At 40.0% G+C, this 18,119-nt stretch carries 15 protein-coding genes; 8 read left to right on the top strand and 7 right to left on the bottom strand.

What is annotated here, in order from left to right; all coding sequences use genetic code 11:
- Nucleotides 1-464: 464 nt before the first annotated feature.
- The 7 genes from AC0N32_RS05055 to AC0N32_RS05025 all read left to right on the top strand — a co-directional run bounded on the left by AC0N32_RS05055 (nt 465) and on the right by AC0N32_RS05025 (nt 7,565).
- Complete coding sequence (locus AC0N32_RS05055) at nt 465-1,376, top strand: universal stress protein (protein WP_476392772.1); 912 nt, start codon at nt 465-467, stop codon at nt 1,374-1,376.
- Between the two features lie 10 nt (nt 1,377-1,386).
- Complete coding sequence (locus AC0N32_RS05050; protein WP_476392771.1) at nt 1,387-1,833, top strand: GNAT family N-acetyltransferase; 447 nt, start codon at nt 1,387-1,389, stop codon at nt 1,831-1,833.
- Between the two features lies 1 nt (nt 1,834).
- A complete protein-coding gene (locus AC0N32_RS05045; protein WP_476392770.1) occupies nt 1,835-2,947 on the top strand; it encodes an alanine racemase in 1,113 nt (370 codons plus the stop codon).
- 81 nt (nt 2,948-3,028) lie between these two features.
- Nucleotides 3,029-3,901: a helix-turn-helix domain-containing protein gene (locus AC0N32_RS05040; protein WP_476392769.1), complete on the top strand. Its 873-nt coding sequence runs from the start codon at nt 3,029-3,031 to the stop codon at nt 3,899-3,901.
- Between the two features lie 138 nt (nt 3,902-4,039).
- Nucleotides 4,040-4,321, top strand: coding sequence for a hypothetical protein (locus AC0N32_RS05035; RefSeq protein ID WP_476392768.1), 282 nt, complete (start codon nt 4,040-4,042; stop codon nt 4,319-4,321).
- A gap of 198 nt (nt 4,322-4,519) precedes the next feature.
- Nucleotides 4,520-5,650: a serine hydrolase domain-containing protein gene (locus AC0N32_RS05030; RefSeq protein WP_476392767.1), complete on the top strand. Its 1,131-nt coding sequence runs from the start codon at nt 4,520-4,522 to the stop codon at nt 5,648-5,650.
- A 187-nt stretch (nt 5,651-5,837) separates the two neighbouring features.
- Nucleotides 5,838-7,565 carry an FAD/NAD(P)-binding protein gene (locus AC0N32_RS05025; protein ID WP_476392766.1) on the top strand — a complete coding sequence of 576 codons (1,728 nt, stop codon included), beginning with the start codon at nt 5,838-5,840 and terminating at the stop codon, nt 7,563-7,565.
- Between the two features lie 74 nt (nt 7,566-7,639).
- On the opposite strand, the gene AC0N32_RS05020 is transcribed toward AC0N32_RS05025, so the two are convergent.
- The 7 genes from AC0N32_RS05020 to AC0N32_RS04990 all read right to left on the bottom strand — a co-directional run bounded on the left by AC0N32_RS05020 (nt 7,640) and on the right by AC0N32_RS04990 (nt 17,058).
- A complete protein-coding gene (locus AC0N32_RS05020; protein WP_476392765.1) occupies nt 7,640-7,906 on the bottom strand; it encodes a hypothetical protein in 267 nt (88 codons plus the stop codon).
- 2 nt (nt 7,907-7,908) lie between these two features.
- Entirely contained in the window at nt 7,909-9,270 is a 1,362-nt protein-coding gene (locus tag AC0N32_RS05015) for a S41 family peptidase (protein ID WP_476392764.1), read from the bottom strand.
- A gap of 12 nt (nt 9,271-9,282) precedes the next feature.
- Complete coding sequence (locus AC0N32_RS05010) at nt 9,283-10,023, bottom strand: hypothetical protein (protein ID WP_476392763.1); 741 nt, start codon at nt 10,021-10,023, stop codon at nt 9,283-9,285.
- A 139-nt stretch (nt 10,024-10,162) separates the two neighbouring features.
- On the bottom strand, nt 10,163-11,092 hold the full coding sequence (locus AC0N32_RS05005; RefSeq protein WP_476392762.1) for a T9SS type A sorting domain-containing protein: 930 nt from the start codon (nt 11,090-11,092) through the stop codon (nt 10,163-10,165).
- A gap of 69 nt (nt 11,093-11,161) precedes the next feature.
- Nucleotides 11,162-12,463 (bottom strand): hypothetical protein, encoded by a 1,302-nt coding sequence (locus AC0N32_RS05000; protein ID WP_476392761.1) that lies wholly within the window; start codon nt 12,461-12,463, stop codon nt 11,162-11,164.
- 294 nt (nt 12,464-12,757) lie between these two features.
- On the bottom strand, nt 12,758-16,060 hold the full coding sequence (locus AC0N32_RS04995; RefSeq protein ID WP_476392760.1) for a TonB-dependent receptor: 3,303 nt from the start codon (nt 16,058-16,060) through the stop codon (nt 12,758-12,760).
- Nucleotides 16,061-16,101: 41 nt separating this feature from the next.
- Nucleotides 16,102-17,058, bottom strand: coding sequence for a FecR family protein (locus tag AC0N32_RS04990; RefSeq protein ID WP_476392759.1), 957 nt, complete (start codon nt 17,056-17,058; stop codon nt 16,102-16,104).
- 234 nt (nt 17,059-17,292) lie between these two features.
- Between AC0N32_RS04990 and AC0N32_RS04985 the strand changes: the two genes are divergently transcribed.
- The gene (locus AC0N32_RS04985) at nt 17,293-17,916 is read left to right on the top strand and encodes an RNA polymerase sigma factor (RefSeq protein ID WP_476392758.1); all 624 of its coding nucleotides are present in this window, start codon (nt 17,293-17,295) and stop codon (nt 17,914-17,916) included.
- The last annotated feature ends 203 nt before the right edge of the window (nt 17,917-18,119 follow it).

Below are 18,119 nucleotides of genomic sequence, written 5' to 3'. Positions count from 1 at the left end.
TTCAGATTTTAAAAGCTTTAAACAATTAAAATTCACTTAAATAACCAAATAATTTAATAATCGGAAAATTAATAATTCAACAAGTGATGAAGTAAATTTTATTGAGTTGAAAATGGAAATTTTCAAATAATTGACTATCAAATATTTACATAAATTAATTTTTAACGGATTTGTTTTAAAAAAATATATAAAAATAAAATAACTCTACTTTTCAGCACAGTATTATGCGCTGAATATTTTTTTCATATTTTTTTATCGGCTGATGATTTTTAAGGAATTTCACCTTTAAAAGTTCTAGAAAAACCAAAATTTGACATTTATTTTTTCACTGATTTTTTTTATAAAAAATTTAAATTTTTGTGAAATTTTCATCGAAAACAATGTAAAATATACCATAATAACAATGATTTGTGACACGAAAAGTTATGGGTTGTCCGTAATTTTGTATTCTAAATCACAATGATATGGAAAAACAGATCAGAATTAAAACAATACTCGTTGCTGTAGATTTCAGTGAAAAAGCAGACAGCGCAGTACTGCTTGCCGTTCATATGGCCAGACGTCACCACGCACGGGTCATCCTTTTCCATAATCTGACCCATTTTTATGTCATCGACAGAACAGGAAGGCAGATGGTAGGAGAAGAAACCGTAAGCAAACATTACAAGGAAGCGGAAAACAGCCTGCGCCTGATGAAAGATAATCTTCAGGTAAAATATCATGATGTCAGTTTTATCAAAATCATTGGCAACGACTCTATCGTCAACAGCATCAACAAAATCATAGATAGCGAATCGGTTGATCTTGTCATTGCCGGCACATCCGGAAAACAAGGCCTTCGGGAGCTCATTTTGGGATCATCATCGTATCAGATACTTACAGGGGTCAAGTGCTCTGTTCTTCTCATGCCTGAAGATTCTCATCAGTATACTTTTGAAAAAATCCTCGTTCCGGTAAGGGTTACCAATAAGCTTGATGAAAAACTTCAGATTTCAAAGCTTATTGCAGAAAAAAATAAGGGATTTATAGGTCTTCTCGGCATTTCAGACAATGAACATTTCCGCGATGTACGGAAGGCTTTCATCAAAGCCAGGGAATCTCTGCGCGGAGACGAAGCCATGCACCATTCTTCTTTCGTGGTAAGCAATCATCACAAGGCCGTTGAAATTTCAAAAGCCTCTAAAGATGATAAATTTGATCTGATCATTCTGAATTATCAGGACGAAGAGGGCTGGAAATCTTTCTTCGCAGAGAATTTCTTTAAACAGATCATAAACAACACTTCTGTTCCTTTGCTCTTTTTTAAGGATGATGAAGCCACACCGCAGGACCCGGAACCCAGCGGATATGATATTACCCTACCCTTTCCGGGATAACAGAATAAATATGATAACAATAGAAATATACAAACCAAAACCATCAAACGAAACCACCGATATTAAAAAAATTTCCGGATTTCTTTTTGAACATCTCGAGCAATACGGAGATGACCAGTCTGATATTATAAAAGCCATTGACTATGCCCTGGGAAAAGACAGTAAACCCGGTGGACTTATCGTAACAGCCAAAGATCAGCATACACAGGAATTAAAAGGTGTCTGTGTAGTCAATAAAACAGGGATGAGCGGATATATTCCTGAGAACATACTGGTTTACATTGCCACCGACAAACAGGCCAGAGGCCAGGGAATCGGAAAAAATATCATGGAAAAAGTAATTGAAACCGCAGAAGGAGATATCGCACTCCACTGCGAAAGTGAAAACCCGGCCCGTCATCTTTACGAAAAGCTGGGATTCAAAACCAAATATCTTGAAATGCGATTAAAAAAATAATATGTCTTATATCACTTTAAATAAACAAAAACTAACCCATAATTATAATTTTCTCAACCAGCTTTTCGACCGCCACGATATTGAATGGGCCGTCGTTGCCAAACTTCTCTGCGGAAATGAGATCTTTCTGAAAAGCCTCCTCTCCGTGATCGACAATGATGTCTGCGATTCGCGTCTCAGCAACCTGAAAAAGATCAAAGCGCTGTCGCCGGAAACCAAAACGGTCTATATCAAACCTCCTGCAAAACGTCTTGCAGCAAGCATTGTGAAATATGCCGATGTCAGCTTCAATTCTGAAATAGAAACCATAAAAGTATTATCGGAAGAAGCTTTTAAACAAGACATAACTCACCGAATCGTTATCATGATCGAAATGGGCGAGCTGCGTGAAGGAATCATGGCCGACTCACTGATTGATTTTTATGCTGAAGTCATCAAGCTTCCCAACATCGAGGTTTCAGGAATCGGAACCAACCTGAAATGCCTTAACGGGATCCTTCCTGACCGTGAAAAGCTCAACAGCCTCATCCGATACAGACGGGATGCCGAGGTTCATTTTAAAAAGAAAATTCCGTATATCAGCGCCGGGTCTTCCGTTACCATTCCGCTGCTAAAAGACGGGAATGTTCCTGAAGGAATCAACCATTTCAGGGTGGGTGAAAGCCTGTTTTTCGGAACCGATGTATTTAATGATCATTATATTACAGGAATGCACCGTGATGTTTTTGCCCTAACGGCCGAAGTGATCGAAGTCAATGAAAAACCGATGGTCCCCACAGGAAAAGTAGGTAAAAACCTTACGGGTGAAAGTCCGGAATATGACCAGAATGACAGGGGTAAAACGTCATGCAGGGCAATTGTGGATCTTGGGGTTTTAGACATCGATGTAAAACAGGTCTACCCTCTTGGTGAAGGTATTGAAATCCTGGGAGCCAGCTCAGACATGATGATTTTAAATATTACCGATGAAAATAAAGAGGTAAATGTGGGCGACGAGCTTGACTTCGGGGTAAGCTATCTTGCCGTACTGCGGGCGATGAATTCTGATTATGTGGATAAAAAGGTCATCAATACAGGCAAAATGAAAAAAATCCCCGAAAAAGCAGCACGTTAAAATTTAAACAAGACTAAAATACCGCAGAAGAGATTTGCGGTATTTTTTATATATTTAGATGATAACGGAAAGCCTTATATTTTGAAACAGAACATTAAAACACTGCAGCTGCACCATCTGGAAAAAAAACATCGCCTGAAAAACGACCTGTTGATTGGGCCTGTTGCAGAATTGTTCACCAGATTTGATCTGAAAAAACACTGGCGAAACCGGTTTTACGGAATCTTTATGTTCAAAGAAGCATCGGGATCCGTAGTGATCGATAACCAGCTTTATGAACTGGGTGAAAACCAGATGCTTTTCTTAAATTACAATCAGGTGTATTATTTTAATCCGTCTTCCGAACCTGAAGGGTACGCCATTTTGTTTACCAAATCTTTCTACAATTATATCTATACGGGAAATAAACTTATTCGCAGTGACACGGCCTTGGCAGATCTGCCACCGATTACCGAAATGAATGCTTCGTTTAAAAAGGAATTCCATGAGAGTTTACAAAACATTAAAAAGGAATATTCAGGAAACAGGCTGTATGGCAAGGAAATCATTTGCATGCAGCTGAAAATATTCATATTGCAGTTCATCAGAGCTTCAGCCGGGCAAAATGAACTTCCCGCACCGGCCGATCACAAAAAGGAAACCGTAGAAAAATTCTCAGAACTTGTCAACCTGTTTTATAAAGAATTTAAGACCACAGCGCCGTACGCTGAAAAGCTGAACCTCACGCCCAATTATCTGAATACATTGGTAAAAGATCAGCTTGCCATGAGTGCCGGAAATTACATCAGAAACAGGGTGATCCTTGAAGCGGAAAGACTTCTGCTCCACACTACTTTATCGGTAACGGAAATTTCTTACGAACTTGGATTTACAGATAATTCACATTTTGGCAAGTATTTTAAATCGGCCAACGCGATGTCTCCCAATCAGTACAGAGCGCTAAAAAAGCCATGAAAATGTATTGGTTAAACTTAATTGGTTTAAAAAAATTATCTATTATAAAATTTATGTATAAATAATTCTTAATTTATATCACATACCACATTCCCCCGTCTTTATCTGATGTTTTAGTATTTTAGCAAAAAATAAAAAGTGGCTTACACCATAAAGACGACTCAAGAGGGATTAATTTATATTAAAGCCTCAGTCATCATCAGGATCGGTAAACCCAACTCTGTGGACGGTGCAAAGGTTTTAGGTTTTCCTCTTATTATCAATGCTGAACAAATTAATTTTCTGAGTTTTGACACGGAAAGCAAGGTTACTTATTTTATGAGCAACGGCTTCCAGATCTCCATGAAAGTTCTTTACGAGGAAGCTGAAGAAGCCTTACGCATGGCAAAGTCGAATATCGAAAAAATAATAAAGCAATAAGCATTTATCGTTGAGAATGTCAAAATTATAATCATCCTTTGTCTTCTAAGGGCACCTCCGATTCGATCTTCATTTCAATACTTTATTGAATCATTCACATTTCTAAAATTCATAGTTGATAAAACCAACGGCATAGGCTTTGAATAAGGATAAAAGCCATCTGTACCGTAACCAAAGATCGCTTTTCACTTTATAATTATGAAAAAAGTATTGTCTGCATTTGTAATCACCACTTCGGCTCTTGTGGCTGCTATCTATCTGTCCGGCTATGATTTTATATTTAAAGCTTTTGCGCTGAACATGAAAAAAGGTCCCTTAACGCCTTCCGGTGACGATGCAGAAAAATTTTCTTCAAGAAGCATTCCTAACCTCAATCCTGATCCGTGGCAAAAATCAGCTGATTATAATTCAAACAGACTTTCTGAAACTATTGTTAAAGAGCTCAAAAAAACAAGAGCATCTTCGCTTATTGTTATTCGAGACTACAAATTAATTCACGAAGAATATTGGAAAGATCACCATTCTTCTTCGCAGATGAATTCTTTTTCAATGGCTAAAGGCATGCTGTCGATACTGGTCGGATGCGCCATCGACGACGGTTATCTGCAGTCTGAACACCAGCTGCTCTCATCCATATTTCCACACTATAAAAATAGTTTTTATGGAAAGCACCTCACCTTACACCACTTAATGACGATGCAGACGGGCCTTGACTGGAAAGAAGAATACCACCACCCTTTTTCTGAAAATTCTAAGCAATACTTCGTCGAAGATCTTGAGAAGCAGGCTTTTGAAATCGATTTTAAAGAAATGCCCGGTGAAAATTATGAATATCAAAGTGTTGCCGCACAACTCTTAGGCCTGGCATTAAGAAAAGTAACCGGGAAAGATCTGGCTACTTATCTGTCTGAAAAAATATGGCAGCCGCTTGGGATGGAATTTCCTGCCACATGGAGCATCGACAAAAAGGGAATTGAGAAAGCTTTCTGCTGTATTCATGCCACTCCGAGAGATTTTGCAAAGATCGGACAACTTATTATGCAGAACGGCTCCTGGAAAGGCAGGCAACTCATCAGCGAAGATTACTGCAAGAGAATGCTTACTCCCACAAAAGTGAATGACGCCTTCTGCTTTACGATATGGGCAGATGATGAAACGCCCTTGAAATACCGCTTTTTTTACGGCTTCCTGGGACAGTTTATCATCATGATCCCGGAAAAGAAAATGGTAATCGTAAAAACAGGATTTTACAACAGACTGGAAGTTGATAAAAAGAAAAGGCCTCTTCAGGTCAGACTATTTGCGGAAGAATTTGCACGTACGATGTGATGAAATTATTTAAGATTAAATCTGAATATATAACAGACTTCCTACAATAAGTACCACAGAAATCAGCATATTGGGGTGCTGGCATACGCTTTGAAGACAATATCATGACTGTGGTCATAAACCGGTTTAATTATTTCGCTATAGCCGGTTTTATACAGCAATCACTGCAAAAAATCGAAGTATAGATATGGAAAAAATCGACAGTATCGGAATTGTTGGGGGTGGGCCTGCAGCATTATTTGTTGTAAAACATCTTCTTTCAGAAAACGTTATCCCGCAAAATTTGTATATTTTTGAGAAGGGCAAGCGGCTTGGAGCAGGAATGCCTTACAGCCACGAAGGAGCTTCCGACGAGCATGTGGCCAATGTTTCATCCAATGAACTTCCTGAGCTGCCCGAAAGTTTTTCATCCTTTATCAAAAGAAAACCTTATCCTCATCACGCCGAATTTTCTGATTATCATAACATTAATGAATATAAAGTAATTCCCAGGCTTATACTGGGCGATTACATGGAGGAACAATTTAAAATACTGATCAGAAACGCAGGTAAAATGGGAATCCACGTAAAAGTATGTACAGAGACTACAGTTACCGATATCCGCAAAAAAGGAGATTCATTTGAAATTGTTACCGATCATGATGAAGTCTACGAATGCTCCGCAACGATCTTATGCACGGGACATCACTGGCCAAAAAAATATGAACAGCATGTACAAGGCTGGTATGATTCTCCTTATCCGCCCTCAAAATTCTCCGGTCCCACCAATTATTCCGTAGCGATACGCGGTACTTCGCTGACCGCCGTAGATGCCATCAAAACCCTGGCGCGTCTCAACGGGAAATTCACTGAAAACGATCATCAAATTTTGTATACATTAAACGAAGAAAGCCGTGATTTCTCACTCACTTTGTTTTCAAAAAGAGGATATCTTCCCGCGCTACGTTTCCACTCGGAAGGAAGTGCTTTTTCAGAAGGCTGGATTATGTCTCAGGAAGAAATTTATGATTATAAAAAAAACCATGGCGGCTTTGTAGATCTGGATTACGTATTCGAGCGAAATTTTAAGCAACCCCTGCGTAAGAAAAATGAAAAATTCTACCAGGAGATCAAAGACCTCAGCATTGAAGAATTTGTAAAAAAAATGCTCAGCATTCGGGAGGAGCTCGACAGTTTTGAGCTTTTCAAAGCAGAATATTACGAAGCACAAAAATCAATCGAAAGACACCAGACCATCGCCTGGAAAGAAACGCTTGCCGCTTTTAGCTATGCCATAAATTATCCTGCGAAACACTTTGCCGCAGAAGATATGATCCGGATGCGAAAAACTTTGCTTCCTTTGATTTCTGTGATCATTGCTTCTCTTCCTCAATCTTCTTACCGGGAAATTATTGCCTTGTACAATAAGGGATTGATCAGCCTTGTAAGCGTGGATGACGAAAGTTATGTGGAACCTGATGATGAAGGCGTTCTATACCATTACACCGATTCTCATACCGGTGACAAAAAATCCGATCACTACAAAATGTATGTTGACGCTATCGGTCAGCAACCCGTCAATTTTAATGATATTCCTTTCAAAACTTTGCGTGAAGAAGGATTGATCAGTTCAGGATATCTGAAATTTAAAGATACGAATGCGGGACGGGAGCAATTTGAAAAAGACCATACAAAAATCCTCAAAACGGATCCTGATCATTATTACCTGAGGGTGGACGGATTGAATATCAACGATTCTTTTCAGGCGGTTGATTATTATGGGAAAACCACGGAAAATCTTTTCATTATGGCTGTTCCGTATATTGCCGGCCTGAATCCGGATTATTCGGGACTTGATTTTTGTGATACTGCCGGAAAAAGAGTTGCCCTTTCCCTGAAACCTGATTTCGTTGCCGATAAGATCGTATCATCATAATATAATAGATTACCAATAATAATTTAATACAAAAGCTTGCTTAGGCATGCTTTTTCTGTAATTCGTTGTGATGATTATTTGCGGATTCTTTTCAGCTGACGGATTTTAGGGGTCAGGATTTTCTGCTGTCCCTGGTAGAATTCCCTGTAGATTTTTATGCTTTTCTCAAGATTTCTTTTTTTGTTTAAATAATCTTCATAAAGCTCATTCAGCTGAGTCATTATCAGTTGTGGATCATTCGTATCCATTAAAGAATGATGTTCGCAGTTTTTTACTAGATCCGAATAATATTTCATCCGTTCGATAAGGCTGGTGTGAATTTTCTGTTCTATTCCCTGCATGACTATCTGTTTAGATTCAACCTTGAAAATGCTGCTGCCGGACTGTCACTCTGAAACAATATACTATAGTTATTATCCATTATCATATTGGCCTGTTTGGAATAAATTTTTCCCAGAACATAGAAAATTAAGGTTTCATCCGGATCGCCTAAGGGAAGTAAAGGCAGTGTATTAAATTCATTGACAGTAAATTGCGGACTGATTCCGTTTACATAACCACCGTTTCCGTCAGCATTAAAAACTTTGTAAATGACAGGATGAAGCTGCCAGGTAATTTTTTTCGGTTTCCGCCTGTCTTCTATGGAAAACCCAGCCATATCTTTTCCCAAAGTCACATCCCCGATCTGGATGACTTCCATATAAGGCTTCAGATTATTGATCACGATTTCGGCTGCGGAAGCCGTGCTTTTTGAGGTTAAAACATATACTTTATTTAAACCTAAAGAATGGGCGTGCAGCGAACTGAAAGGCATCGCACCGGGATCATAGGCAATTTGCTGGGAAAAAGACCGTTGTACTTCGCCTCCATTCTTGTTGCCTTTATAAGTGATAAAAGGTGAGCCCGAAGAAATTCCCGCCGGAATCATCGAACACAGTGCCGCAGCCGAAGAAACTGAACCGCCGTAATTGTAACGAAGGTCCAGAATAAGTTCCTGGATTCCTGAAGATTTAAACTCTGCAAACTTCTGATTCAAAGCCGAGGCCATTCCGTCCGGAAAATCATAGATATAAAGATATCCTGTTTTTTTGCCATTCTGCTCAAATATTTTGGATATCAAAGGCTGATCGAGCGTATAACCGTAATATACCGTTATTTCTTTTTCATTGGTTAAAGAACCGTTCTGCCAGTTTCCGACCGAAAGCTCCAAAACGGTATGTCCGGGAATATCCCCGGCAAGCTGTTCTGCGTTTGATGCCGTAATTTCCTTACCGTTTATTTTTTTAATCAGCATTCCGCGTTCCAGCCCGGCATTTGAAGCTGGAGAATTTTTTAAAACCAGTTTGATGACCGTTTGCACTTTCCCATCGGCTGACTGCAAAATCGCATAATCGAAACCGAACATATTCCTTACTGACCTTGGATAAGAAGACTCATCTGCCGTATTGACAGCGAATGAAAAACGATCCTGAGGAGACAGCAAACTTTTAAAAAAATCTTTTGCAGGAAGATGATAATCGGGCTTTGCAGGCATTTGGTCGGCCCAGTAGTAATAGCGCCGCATACTGTCCCGGATCCAAAGATTCGTGTATTCCACAGTGCCTTCCTCGAATTCAGGTGCGTCATCATCAGTACGGTTGCAGGAGACCGCAAAAACGGACCCCAGCATTAAAAGCAAAAACTGAATTTTAAAAAAATCCTTCATAAATCATTATCCTTATAAATAATCAGCTACATCAATGTCACCTTTCACGACCATAACACCATTTTCCATTTTTTCCTGAAGTACGATCATGTTGGCACCAATATCCTGCTTTAAGGTGGCTTTTATAATGGTCGATCCGGTGTAAGGTTCTGTTGTTCCGGGTTTGTAGAGTTCCAGGTAAACCGGAGCTGTGGCGCTGAAATAATTATAAATCTTAACATTGGTAAAATCCTTTTTTCCAATGCTTTCGAATTCGGCAAGTACGAGTCCGTTTTCTCTTTTCAATATCCCTTTTACCCCTTCGCCATTGGATCCTGAAAACTCGCCGAGGTTGGGAAAGATAAATTCAAAGCCTACCTTTCCTAAATTTACCGATGGCTTTACGGCATAAGCCTGCAAAAAAATTCCGGGCAGATTAAAAAAATTCAGGTTTTTATACTTCTGGGCATTATCATAATCAATAGAGTACCTGGCAATCTGATTTCCTGTCTGACTATTATAAATTCCGAGTTCGTCGGATTCACCTTTATCCAGCACGAAATTGATCCGGGTTTCTATTTTATCGGTGTAAGAAGATGCTCCGTTGATGGAAACCGGTTTGCCGTTCATTCTTATCTGGATGATGTCCGGTTTTGAAAATCCTTTTATATTGACTTCAGCGGCGATCTGATCTTTATCATAGGTCTCAAGAGTATTATTATCCGTACATGAAAAAAATACAGTGAATAATAAAAGTGCTGGAATGTGTTTCATCTTATTTATCATTAATTCGTCATCTGTTTTAGAAAAACTGCCCAAAACATCGAAAGCATTGGGCAATTACCTAATTATAAAAATTTACGTAAGAAATGTTTAGTTTGAGTTTTCATGGTTTTCTCCTGGTGAGAAACTGTTATTTTTTTATAAACTTCAGATTTTCAGTAGTTTTCCCATCCGATACGGTGGCAAGATAAGTTCCGGCAGATAAAGTGTTAACATTGATATTTTTCGAATATCGCGACATTAAAACCTTTTGTCCCGCCATATTATAAATGCTTATTGTAGTTGTACTTTCTTTAAGAGCAGGATTAAGCTGCAGCTGTAAAGAAGCTGATACAGGATTCTCCATTACTTTCGTACTGTTTTTTTGATTTTTGGATTCCTTCGTACCTAATACGAGTGAGGAAGCATAAATTCCTATTTCGTCTATGTTGATATTCTGTACGTTAAGACCTGTTGAAATTCGGTTTGACCAGAATCCGATATAGATTTTCTTTCCTGCGAAACTGGAAAGATTTACCAAAGATTCAGCAGTCTGGTTCAGATCTGTGGAAGGCCATGGATTATTGGTATTTCCGGCAATAATGGCATACGGACTTGATAGATTATTTCCGTTTCCGTCTACGGTCATTGCCTGAAAATCAGCCAAAGTAGGTACTGGTTTCTGAGGCGTGCTCACAAAGATCCACAAATCGCGTCCAACGATGGTATGCGTGGTTCTCTGTCTGCCGATGTAGGCTGCCAGGGTAATGGTTCCTGAGGCTTCCGTCAAGTCTATTTCTGGAGAAACGATCCAGTCGTTTTCCGTAGAGAAACTGGCGGCTGTACCGGACGGTACCAAATTAATAGAATACCTCAACACGCTGGCAGAGCCATACGCCAAAGCTGTTCCGTTGTAAAAAATATTATTTCCCTGCTGCCATTGATTGTTATTGCTGTTTCCGTCATAGAAAGTCCATCCCTGTAAATCCTGAGGAGTATCGAAAGAATTTACCCAGACAGGAAGCTGAGAATAGGCCAGCAGTGGCAAAAGCAGGATAGAAAATAAAATTGTCTTTTTCATTATGAAAATATTTATCAGATTTAAAAAAAGGCAGGAAGCAGTCATTTCCTACTGCTCCCTGCGGTGAAATTATTCCACTATTGAGAAGTTATATTTAGTCCATGAAGCAAAGAAATTTCCGCAATTTCTTGATCCAAGATCTACAGTACCTGTATTGAAGAAAGGCTGAGGCATTCCTCCGTTAAGCGTAGTTGCTGTACCTCCGGGAACTGTAAGTGCTGTTTTGCTGGAACCTACCAGTGAAGCATAGTTGAATGAATATCCGAAAGCCTGTACGTTGGTAAAGTTCAGGTCTGAAAGATTCACAGGAGCACCACTTACCGTTTCCAATAATACCCCGACAGGATATCCTGTAACCGTAGCATTGTTTAATGTTAGTTTCCCGTTTCTTCTTACATGGATTGCATTTTCATACAAAGCACCGAAAGAAGAAGTACCTGCACCCACAATGGTAAGGTTATTGATTACCGGATGAGTGAAAGGTGATGCAGAAGAACCTGTACCATCGTTATCCAGCTCGATACCGTTAGAATCAGGATTTGCTCCACTTTGACTATGGGTAGAATTCTGATCTGCCAAAGCCAGCGCACAGTTGATCGTTCCCGAATATCCGAAATCGAAATCGAAGTTATCGTCATCAGCGGCGAAAGATATCAGGTTTGAAGCATTTACCGTACCTCCGAAGAATTCAAAAGAATCGTCTTTACCGTAAGCCACCTGGATATGGTCTAAAGTAGTACCGCTTCCAACTCCTCCTAAAGTTAATCCGTTGATTTCGTTTCCTGAATTAGGAGCAAGAAGATCGTATCCTGCAAATTCGATACGGGCATACTTTAAACTACCACTGTTATCAGAAGCATTAGAACCTCCATACTGATAATCAACACCTGAAAGACCTTCAATTACCGTAGTTGTAGGTTTGTTGGTAGGCGCAGCTCCCAGCATAATTACCCCACCGAAATCTCCGGGTTTTGCTGTAGTGCTTTCGTCACCATCCAGCAAATTGTAGCTCGTGAAGATGATCGGCTGTGAAGAAGTTCCCTGAGCGTTAAGCTTACTTCCTCTTGAAATTACCAAAACTCCTGTAGCCGTGTTGTTGGCTGTTGGTTTTGCTTTAATGAAAGTTCCAGGCTGGATGGTAAGGGTAGCCCCGCTTTTTACGGTTACGATTCCATCAAGCTCGATTACACCACTCCATGTTGTGTTGGTAGTGATTGCCCCGGTTACTGTGGTCACAGGAAGCGAAGAAGCTGTTAAATATTCTGCTGAAGCAGACTGCATTTCGAATGGAGATGTAGAATCTGCTAAAGTTTCGTGCTGACAAGCTGTAAGAGACAAAGCTGTAACTGCAATTAAAGTTAATTTTCTCATTGTTAAAAGTTTTGACAGATCAGGCCTTATATATTTTTCCAGGCCTGATGTATTTAAATATTTAGAAATACCCGCCTCTGTATTTCTGCGATTTGGTTGTTTTTTTTACACTGCACGATATGAGGAGCTACCGTGAAGCCTTCCCTGTTTTCCATCACTGATATCCGGGAAAATATCAGCATCTAATCTCGCTGAATCATTACTGTGTTGCGCACCACCAGTAGGATCATCGATTCAATATCAGGATCTAAAAACCTGTACATTTCCATGAGCTCTCCTTTGAATTCATTTATTTCAGAAAGTATAATTCACGCTTAGCCCGAATGTCCTTCCGTTATAAGCCCTGAATAATACCCTGTCTATATCTTTATCATATTTATCGGTCGCTCCGGGCAGAAGTTCCAAAGCTTCCCGCTGGGTTTCATAATCAGTTCCGCTGCCTTTGAAAACAGAATAAGAATTGAAGTTGTTGTAAAATTCTTTTACCCTGTTGAACAGGTTCCTGACATTCAGTTTGACTTCCAAATTTTTGTTTCTTAATAATTTATAAGAAATCTGAGCATCAGCCACCGCATAAGGCCTCTGGATTTCTTCCCCGATGTAGGCGTACCCTACGGTAATGTACTGGTCGCCTTTGGCATTGTATAAAAAGCTGAGTCCCAAACGGTCTCCATCATATAACAATCCCAGATTGTACGCATAAGGGGTCTGGCCGTATAAAGGGCGTTCAACTTCATACGTGGCATCGGTATCGCTTGTTTTGTAATTGTCTTTAAAGGCAATCACCTTTGTGGTGTTGTATGTAAAATTTCCGCTGATGAAAAGATGCTGCAGCAATGCATTTTCTCTTATAAAACCGAGGCTTTTCCTTACTTCTACTTCAAAGCCTTTCAGTTTTGCATTCTTCGAATTTCCGTTGTAGAGAAAGAGATTCCCTTCACTGGATATATAGCCTTCACGCTCTATCGGCCTGTCGATGTTTTTGTAATATAATCCTGCAGAAATTATTTCGCCAAGCCCAGGGAACCATTCAAATTTAAAATCATAATTATTGATCACGGACGAGGTCATTTCAGTGTTATAAATCAAACCGTTGGCAACAGGATCGAAATAAGGCAAGCCTGTTCTTTCGTTAAACTGCGGCCGGATCACCGATCTGTTGTATGCCAGCCTCAGGTTGATCTTGTTGGTCGGGCTGTACGTAAAGTTTGCAGAAGGCATCCATTGCCAGGGTTTTTCCTCGATCGGTTCCTTACTTACATTTCGCGGATCGGAGGGATCGAGCTGCTGGGAGATCAGATCGTACCTGAAATATTCTGCCCTCAGACCCCATACCAGCCTTAATTTATTTTTCCATCTGTTATCGAACATGATGTAGGGTGCATGTTGGCTGACTTCCCCTTCATACCTGTCATTTTTGTATAATGGCTTCGTCTGCCATCCTATTCCGCCCTGTGTATAATGAGAACCGTCAAACCAACTGGAAAGCAGTCCGTACATCAGCAGGTAGTTCTTTTCACTGTTGGGAACATCCCTGTTTTCATCAACTTTCAGGAAGAACTTCTGCTGCTCGTTGGTATTGCTTTTCAGGGCTCCGGCATATCCGACCTTTACATCCGTTTTAAAATCTCCGGCATCCATTTTCCATTTTACCGAGGTTCCGAAATTGTAATCTGTTTCATTGTTTCCAATATATCCTCGTGAAAAATTATTGCCTGAATTGTAAATTTTATGATAAGTTAAAATTTCACTTCCCACAAAATCATAGAAAGTCTGATATTGGGTATAATCCTTCGTATCGGATACGACTCCTGTTCTTGCCGCAAACCAATTGATTTCAACATCATTTATTTTGTGGCTGCCTTCCAGCTTATTCTGCAGCAGCGTCTGGTATACAGGATAATCCGTATTATCCGTGTACGGTCTGTCTAAAGAAGCCAGCTGCGAGGGATCATTATTGGGAATTACGCCATTGTAAAAATAATGATAGGACGCTTCTGCCATGGCCGGCTGCCCGGTGCCTCCGGTATATTCATTCCATCCTGTTACTCTGGTAAGGGTCTGGTCATAAATATGGGTATATGAGTTCCTGAAAGACAATCTGCTTTTCCCCAGCTGCAATCCAAAATTCAGCATGGCCCCGATGGTTGAATTGTAGCTGTAAGAGGCTCCTTTATTTTTAAAATCAAAAAACTTTACCGGTGGAACACCTAATTCCTGCCAGTTATTCACCAATCCTGCATTATCAAGCCACCCGCCTCTTCCCGTGTGGTCGATATCCAGTTTGTTTTGCTCATTTCTGATGGTGAGCGCTCCGGCGAGTCCCCATTTATTATTGTTTTTCAGCTTAAAGCTCCTTCCCAGTGCCAGCTGCATATTCGAATTCATGTCTGCTTTGGTCCTGTAATTCGTAAAATTATCATTGGTAAAACGTTTGGACTGTTCAAAAAACAGAGGGTTGTTCCAGTCGGTAAATTCCAGATCCATGGGAAAATCCCTGTTACCGTCATCATATCCGAAATAATCGTATTTACCTCTTTTTCGGGTCAGAAATTCTTTAAAAGTAGCTATATCATTATAAGATGTGCCCAATGTTATGGTGGTAAAATCTTCATTGGGAATATCTTTGGTGCGCACTTCCACGAATCCTCCGGCAAAGCTGGCATTCATATCCGGGGTAGCCGTTTTGCTGATCACGACACTTTCCACCATAGCATTCGGAATGATGTCGAAGGAGAAATTCTGGTTGTAAGCTTCCGTACTCGGAAGATTAATGCCATCCATTGCGGCGGTATTCCAACGCTCGCCCATGGAGCGTACAACTACGTATTTATTATCAATGGTTGTTACTCCGGTTACTCTTTTCAGGGTTGCTCCCAGGTCATTATCCGGTGTCTTCGAAATCTGTTCGGCAGAAATTCCGTCGCTCATCTGTGCCGCTTTTTTCTGTTGGGTCAGCAGTCCGGCTTGTGTATCGGCTTTCCGGGTCCCTGTGATCACGACTTCTTTTATATCAGAGATTTTATCTGAAACCTGGCGCATGGCGAAGGATACGGTATTGGTTTCATTATTATTTACGGAGAGCTTTTCTACCCGCAAAGTGTTGTATTTGGGCGACTTTACCGTTAATGTATAGACTCCTGAAGGAAGTTCTATGATGAAATCACCGTTGTTGTCCGTCACGGTTTTCCTTCCTGCAATATTGATTTCTGCGCCAATTACCGGATTTCCCACCTCATCAACGATCTTTCCGGAGATTTTTCCCTTTCCGAAGGCAGAAGCATTTTGTGATTTATATTTAAGTGAAATAAGATCGCCCCGAAGACGGTAAACCACCGGAAGACCGAGGATCATGTCATTCAGACAGTGATCGACAGGGATATTTTCACATTTTATGGTTTTAATTTTTAATTCTTTAATATCTGCCTTAGAATAAGCCAGTCTCATTCCTGTTTTACCTGCAAATTCTTCAAGTGCTTCGATCAGAGGCTTTCCTGCAGGAGCATAAAATGACACTTTCTGTGACAATTCCTGAGCCTCCGCCGCTGCTGTAAAAAATATTGCAGCAATGGTAAAACTACATTTCAAACTTTTCATTGTTCAGTATTCTCTTTGTTATTTATCTGATTATTCGTTTTTTATTTAGTATTTTTCAGGATGTAGGTCTGATTCTCCTTTTGCACCTCCAGCCCGAGGATGAAGGCAAGCGCTTCAACGTTTTCATCCGTATTTCCTCCTGTAAAATCGGCCGTTATTTTCCGGTCGGCGAATTCTTTAGGATAAATAATAGTGACCTTATAGCTTTTCTGCAGAACTTCAGCAACTTCCTTCAGCATAACATCATTAAAGCTTAATGACAATAAAGATGTTGACGTATTTTCCGATGTTTTTTTTGTCCTGTAAGAAATCACGGCGGCGGTACGGGCGATGCCGAAGTTGGTCCATTTCTGATTAGGCTTCAGAAAAGCCACATGAGTTCCGGCATATGAGACGGCTACTTTCCCTTCGTAAAGATCTACCGCTTTGCTGCTGCCGGTCTGGGTAATTTTAAAAACAGTTCCCAGCACCCTCGTACTGAAACCGTCAGCCTGTACAATGAAAGGATGCTTTTTTGATTTTGCCACTGAAAAAACCGCATTTCCCGACAACTTCACCACTCTTGTATCGGCAGGGAAAGATTTTTCGACAGTAAGCTGTGATCCAGGAAGCAGCAGGACTACCGAACCATCTGCAAGATGTACTTTCGTATTTGTAGAGTCTGCAAAATAGATATCGGGTTTCACAAAAATAGTATACATAAAAAAACCTCCTACAGGAAAGAGCAGTAAAATAGCAGCGGCTACAGGAAACAGGTATTTCTTAAACATATTCGGATGATGAATTGCTGCGGTGGTTTGAATAAAATACGGCTCTAAAGAAAACAAAACCTTTTCTTTTGACTTTTTGCTGTGATTGGGGTCGATTTCTTTCCCTGCAATGGTTTCCCACCGGTTTAAAAGTTCTGTTTCTTTCCCTGTCATTTTTTCTTCAGTTACCTCCCTTTCCCAAAGCCTGAAAACGAATGCCTGAATTTCTTTATACTGTATGTTTTTCATAAATACCTGATAAACGTTCGCCGTTACATCTATAAAACAGCGGAAACGGGAAACTTCCCCAGAGCAGATTTAACATTGTATTCACATTAGGATCAACTTGTTAACAATTTTCAGCATTTGTTAACCGATCGCAGGAATTCAACCTCCTTTTTAAGTTTGATTTTCAGAAATAATTAATATTACATTCCTTAATGTTCACAAAAAGTTAATTTTCCTTTAAGTAATTTTGCATCAATGAATCAGACGGATCACATACTATTGAAAAAAATAAAAACAGGCGACCGGCCTGCTTTTATGACGCTTTATGAAAGGTATTGGGATGATTTGTACCGGTTTGTTTTTGTAAGAACCAAAGACAGGGAGCTGGCAGAAGAATTATTACAGAATCTCTGGATCAAAATTCTTGAAAACACGGAAAGCATACAGACTGACGGAAATGAAAGCGCAAAAGGATATTTCCTCAAGCATCTGCATTTCAGGGTGATTGATTACTTCAACAGCCAGAAGAAAGACCGGTCTACCATAAGTATTGACGACACCGAAACGCCGGCCGATATAACCGACACCGAATATTTTGAAATCCTTGAACAGCATGAAATTTCTGATCTGTTTGCAATGATCGATGAAGTGGTTTCCAGGCTTCCGCTTACCGAACAGAAAGTTTACGACCTGAGGATCCGTAAGAACAAGTCTGTAGATGAAACCGCTGAAGCATTAGGATTAACCAATAAAACCGTCAGCAATAAACTGAGCAACGCTATCGGTGAAATCAGGGAACAGCTAAATCCCAAATACCAGTCTTCCAAGAAGTTTATTTCTATCATGGTGATGATTGAACTGATGATGCAAAACCCTTAGTACTGCGGTTACAATACCGAATCGTATGCCTTACATATTTTACGTTCGGCTTCATACCACATTTATTACTCTTACAAGTCTTGTTGGCAATAAAGTTGTATACTGATATCCGGATACAGCCTTAATGTATTCATCCTATAGAATCAGCATGTTTATCATTGAATGCTGTCAGATAATTTTAAAAAATCACTGAATCAACCAAC

Source organism: Chryseobacterium endophyticum, assembly GCF_056333165.1.
The sequence above is the reverse complement of the archived record's forward strand: the minus strand, read 5'-3'. Positions and strand labels throughout refer to the sequence as shown.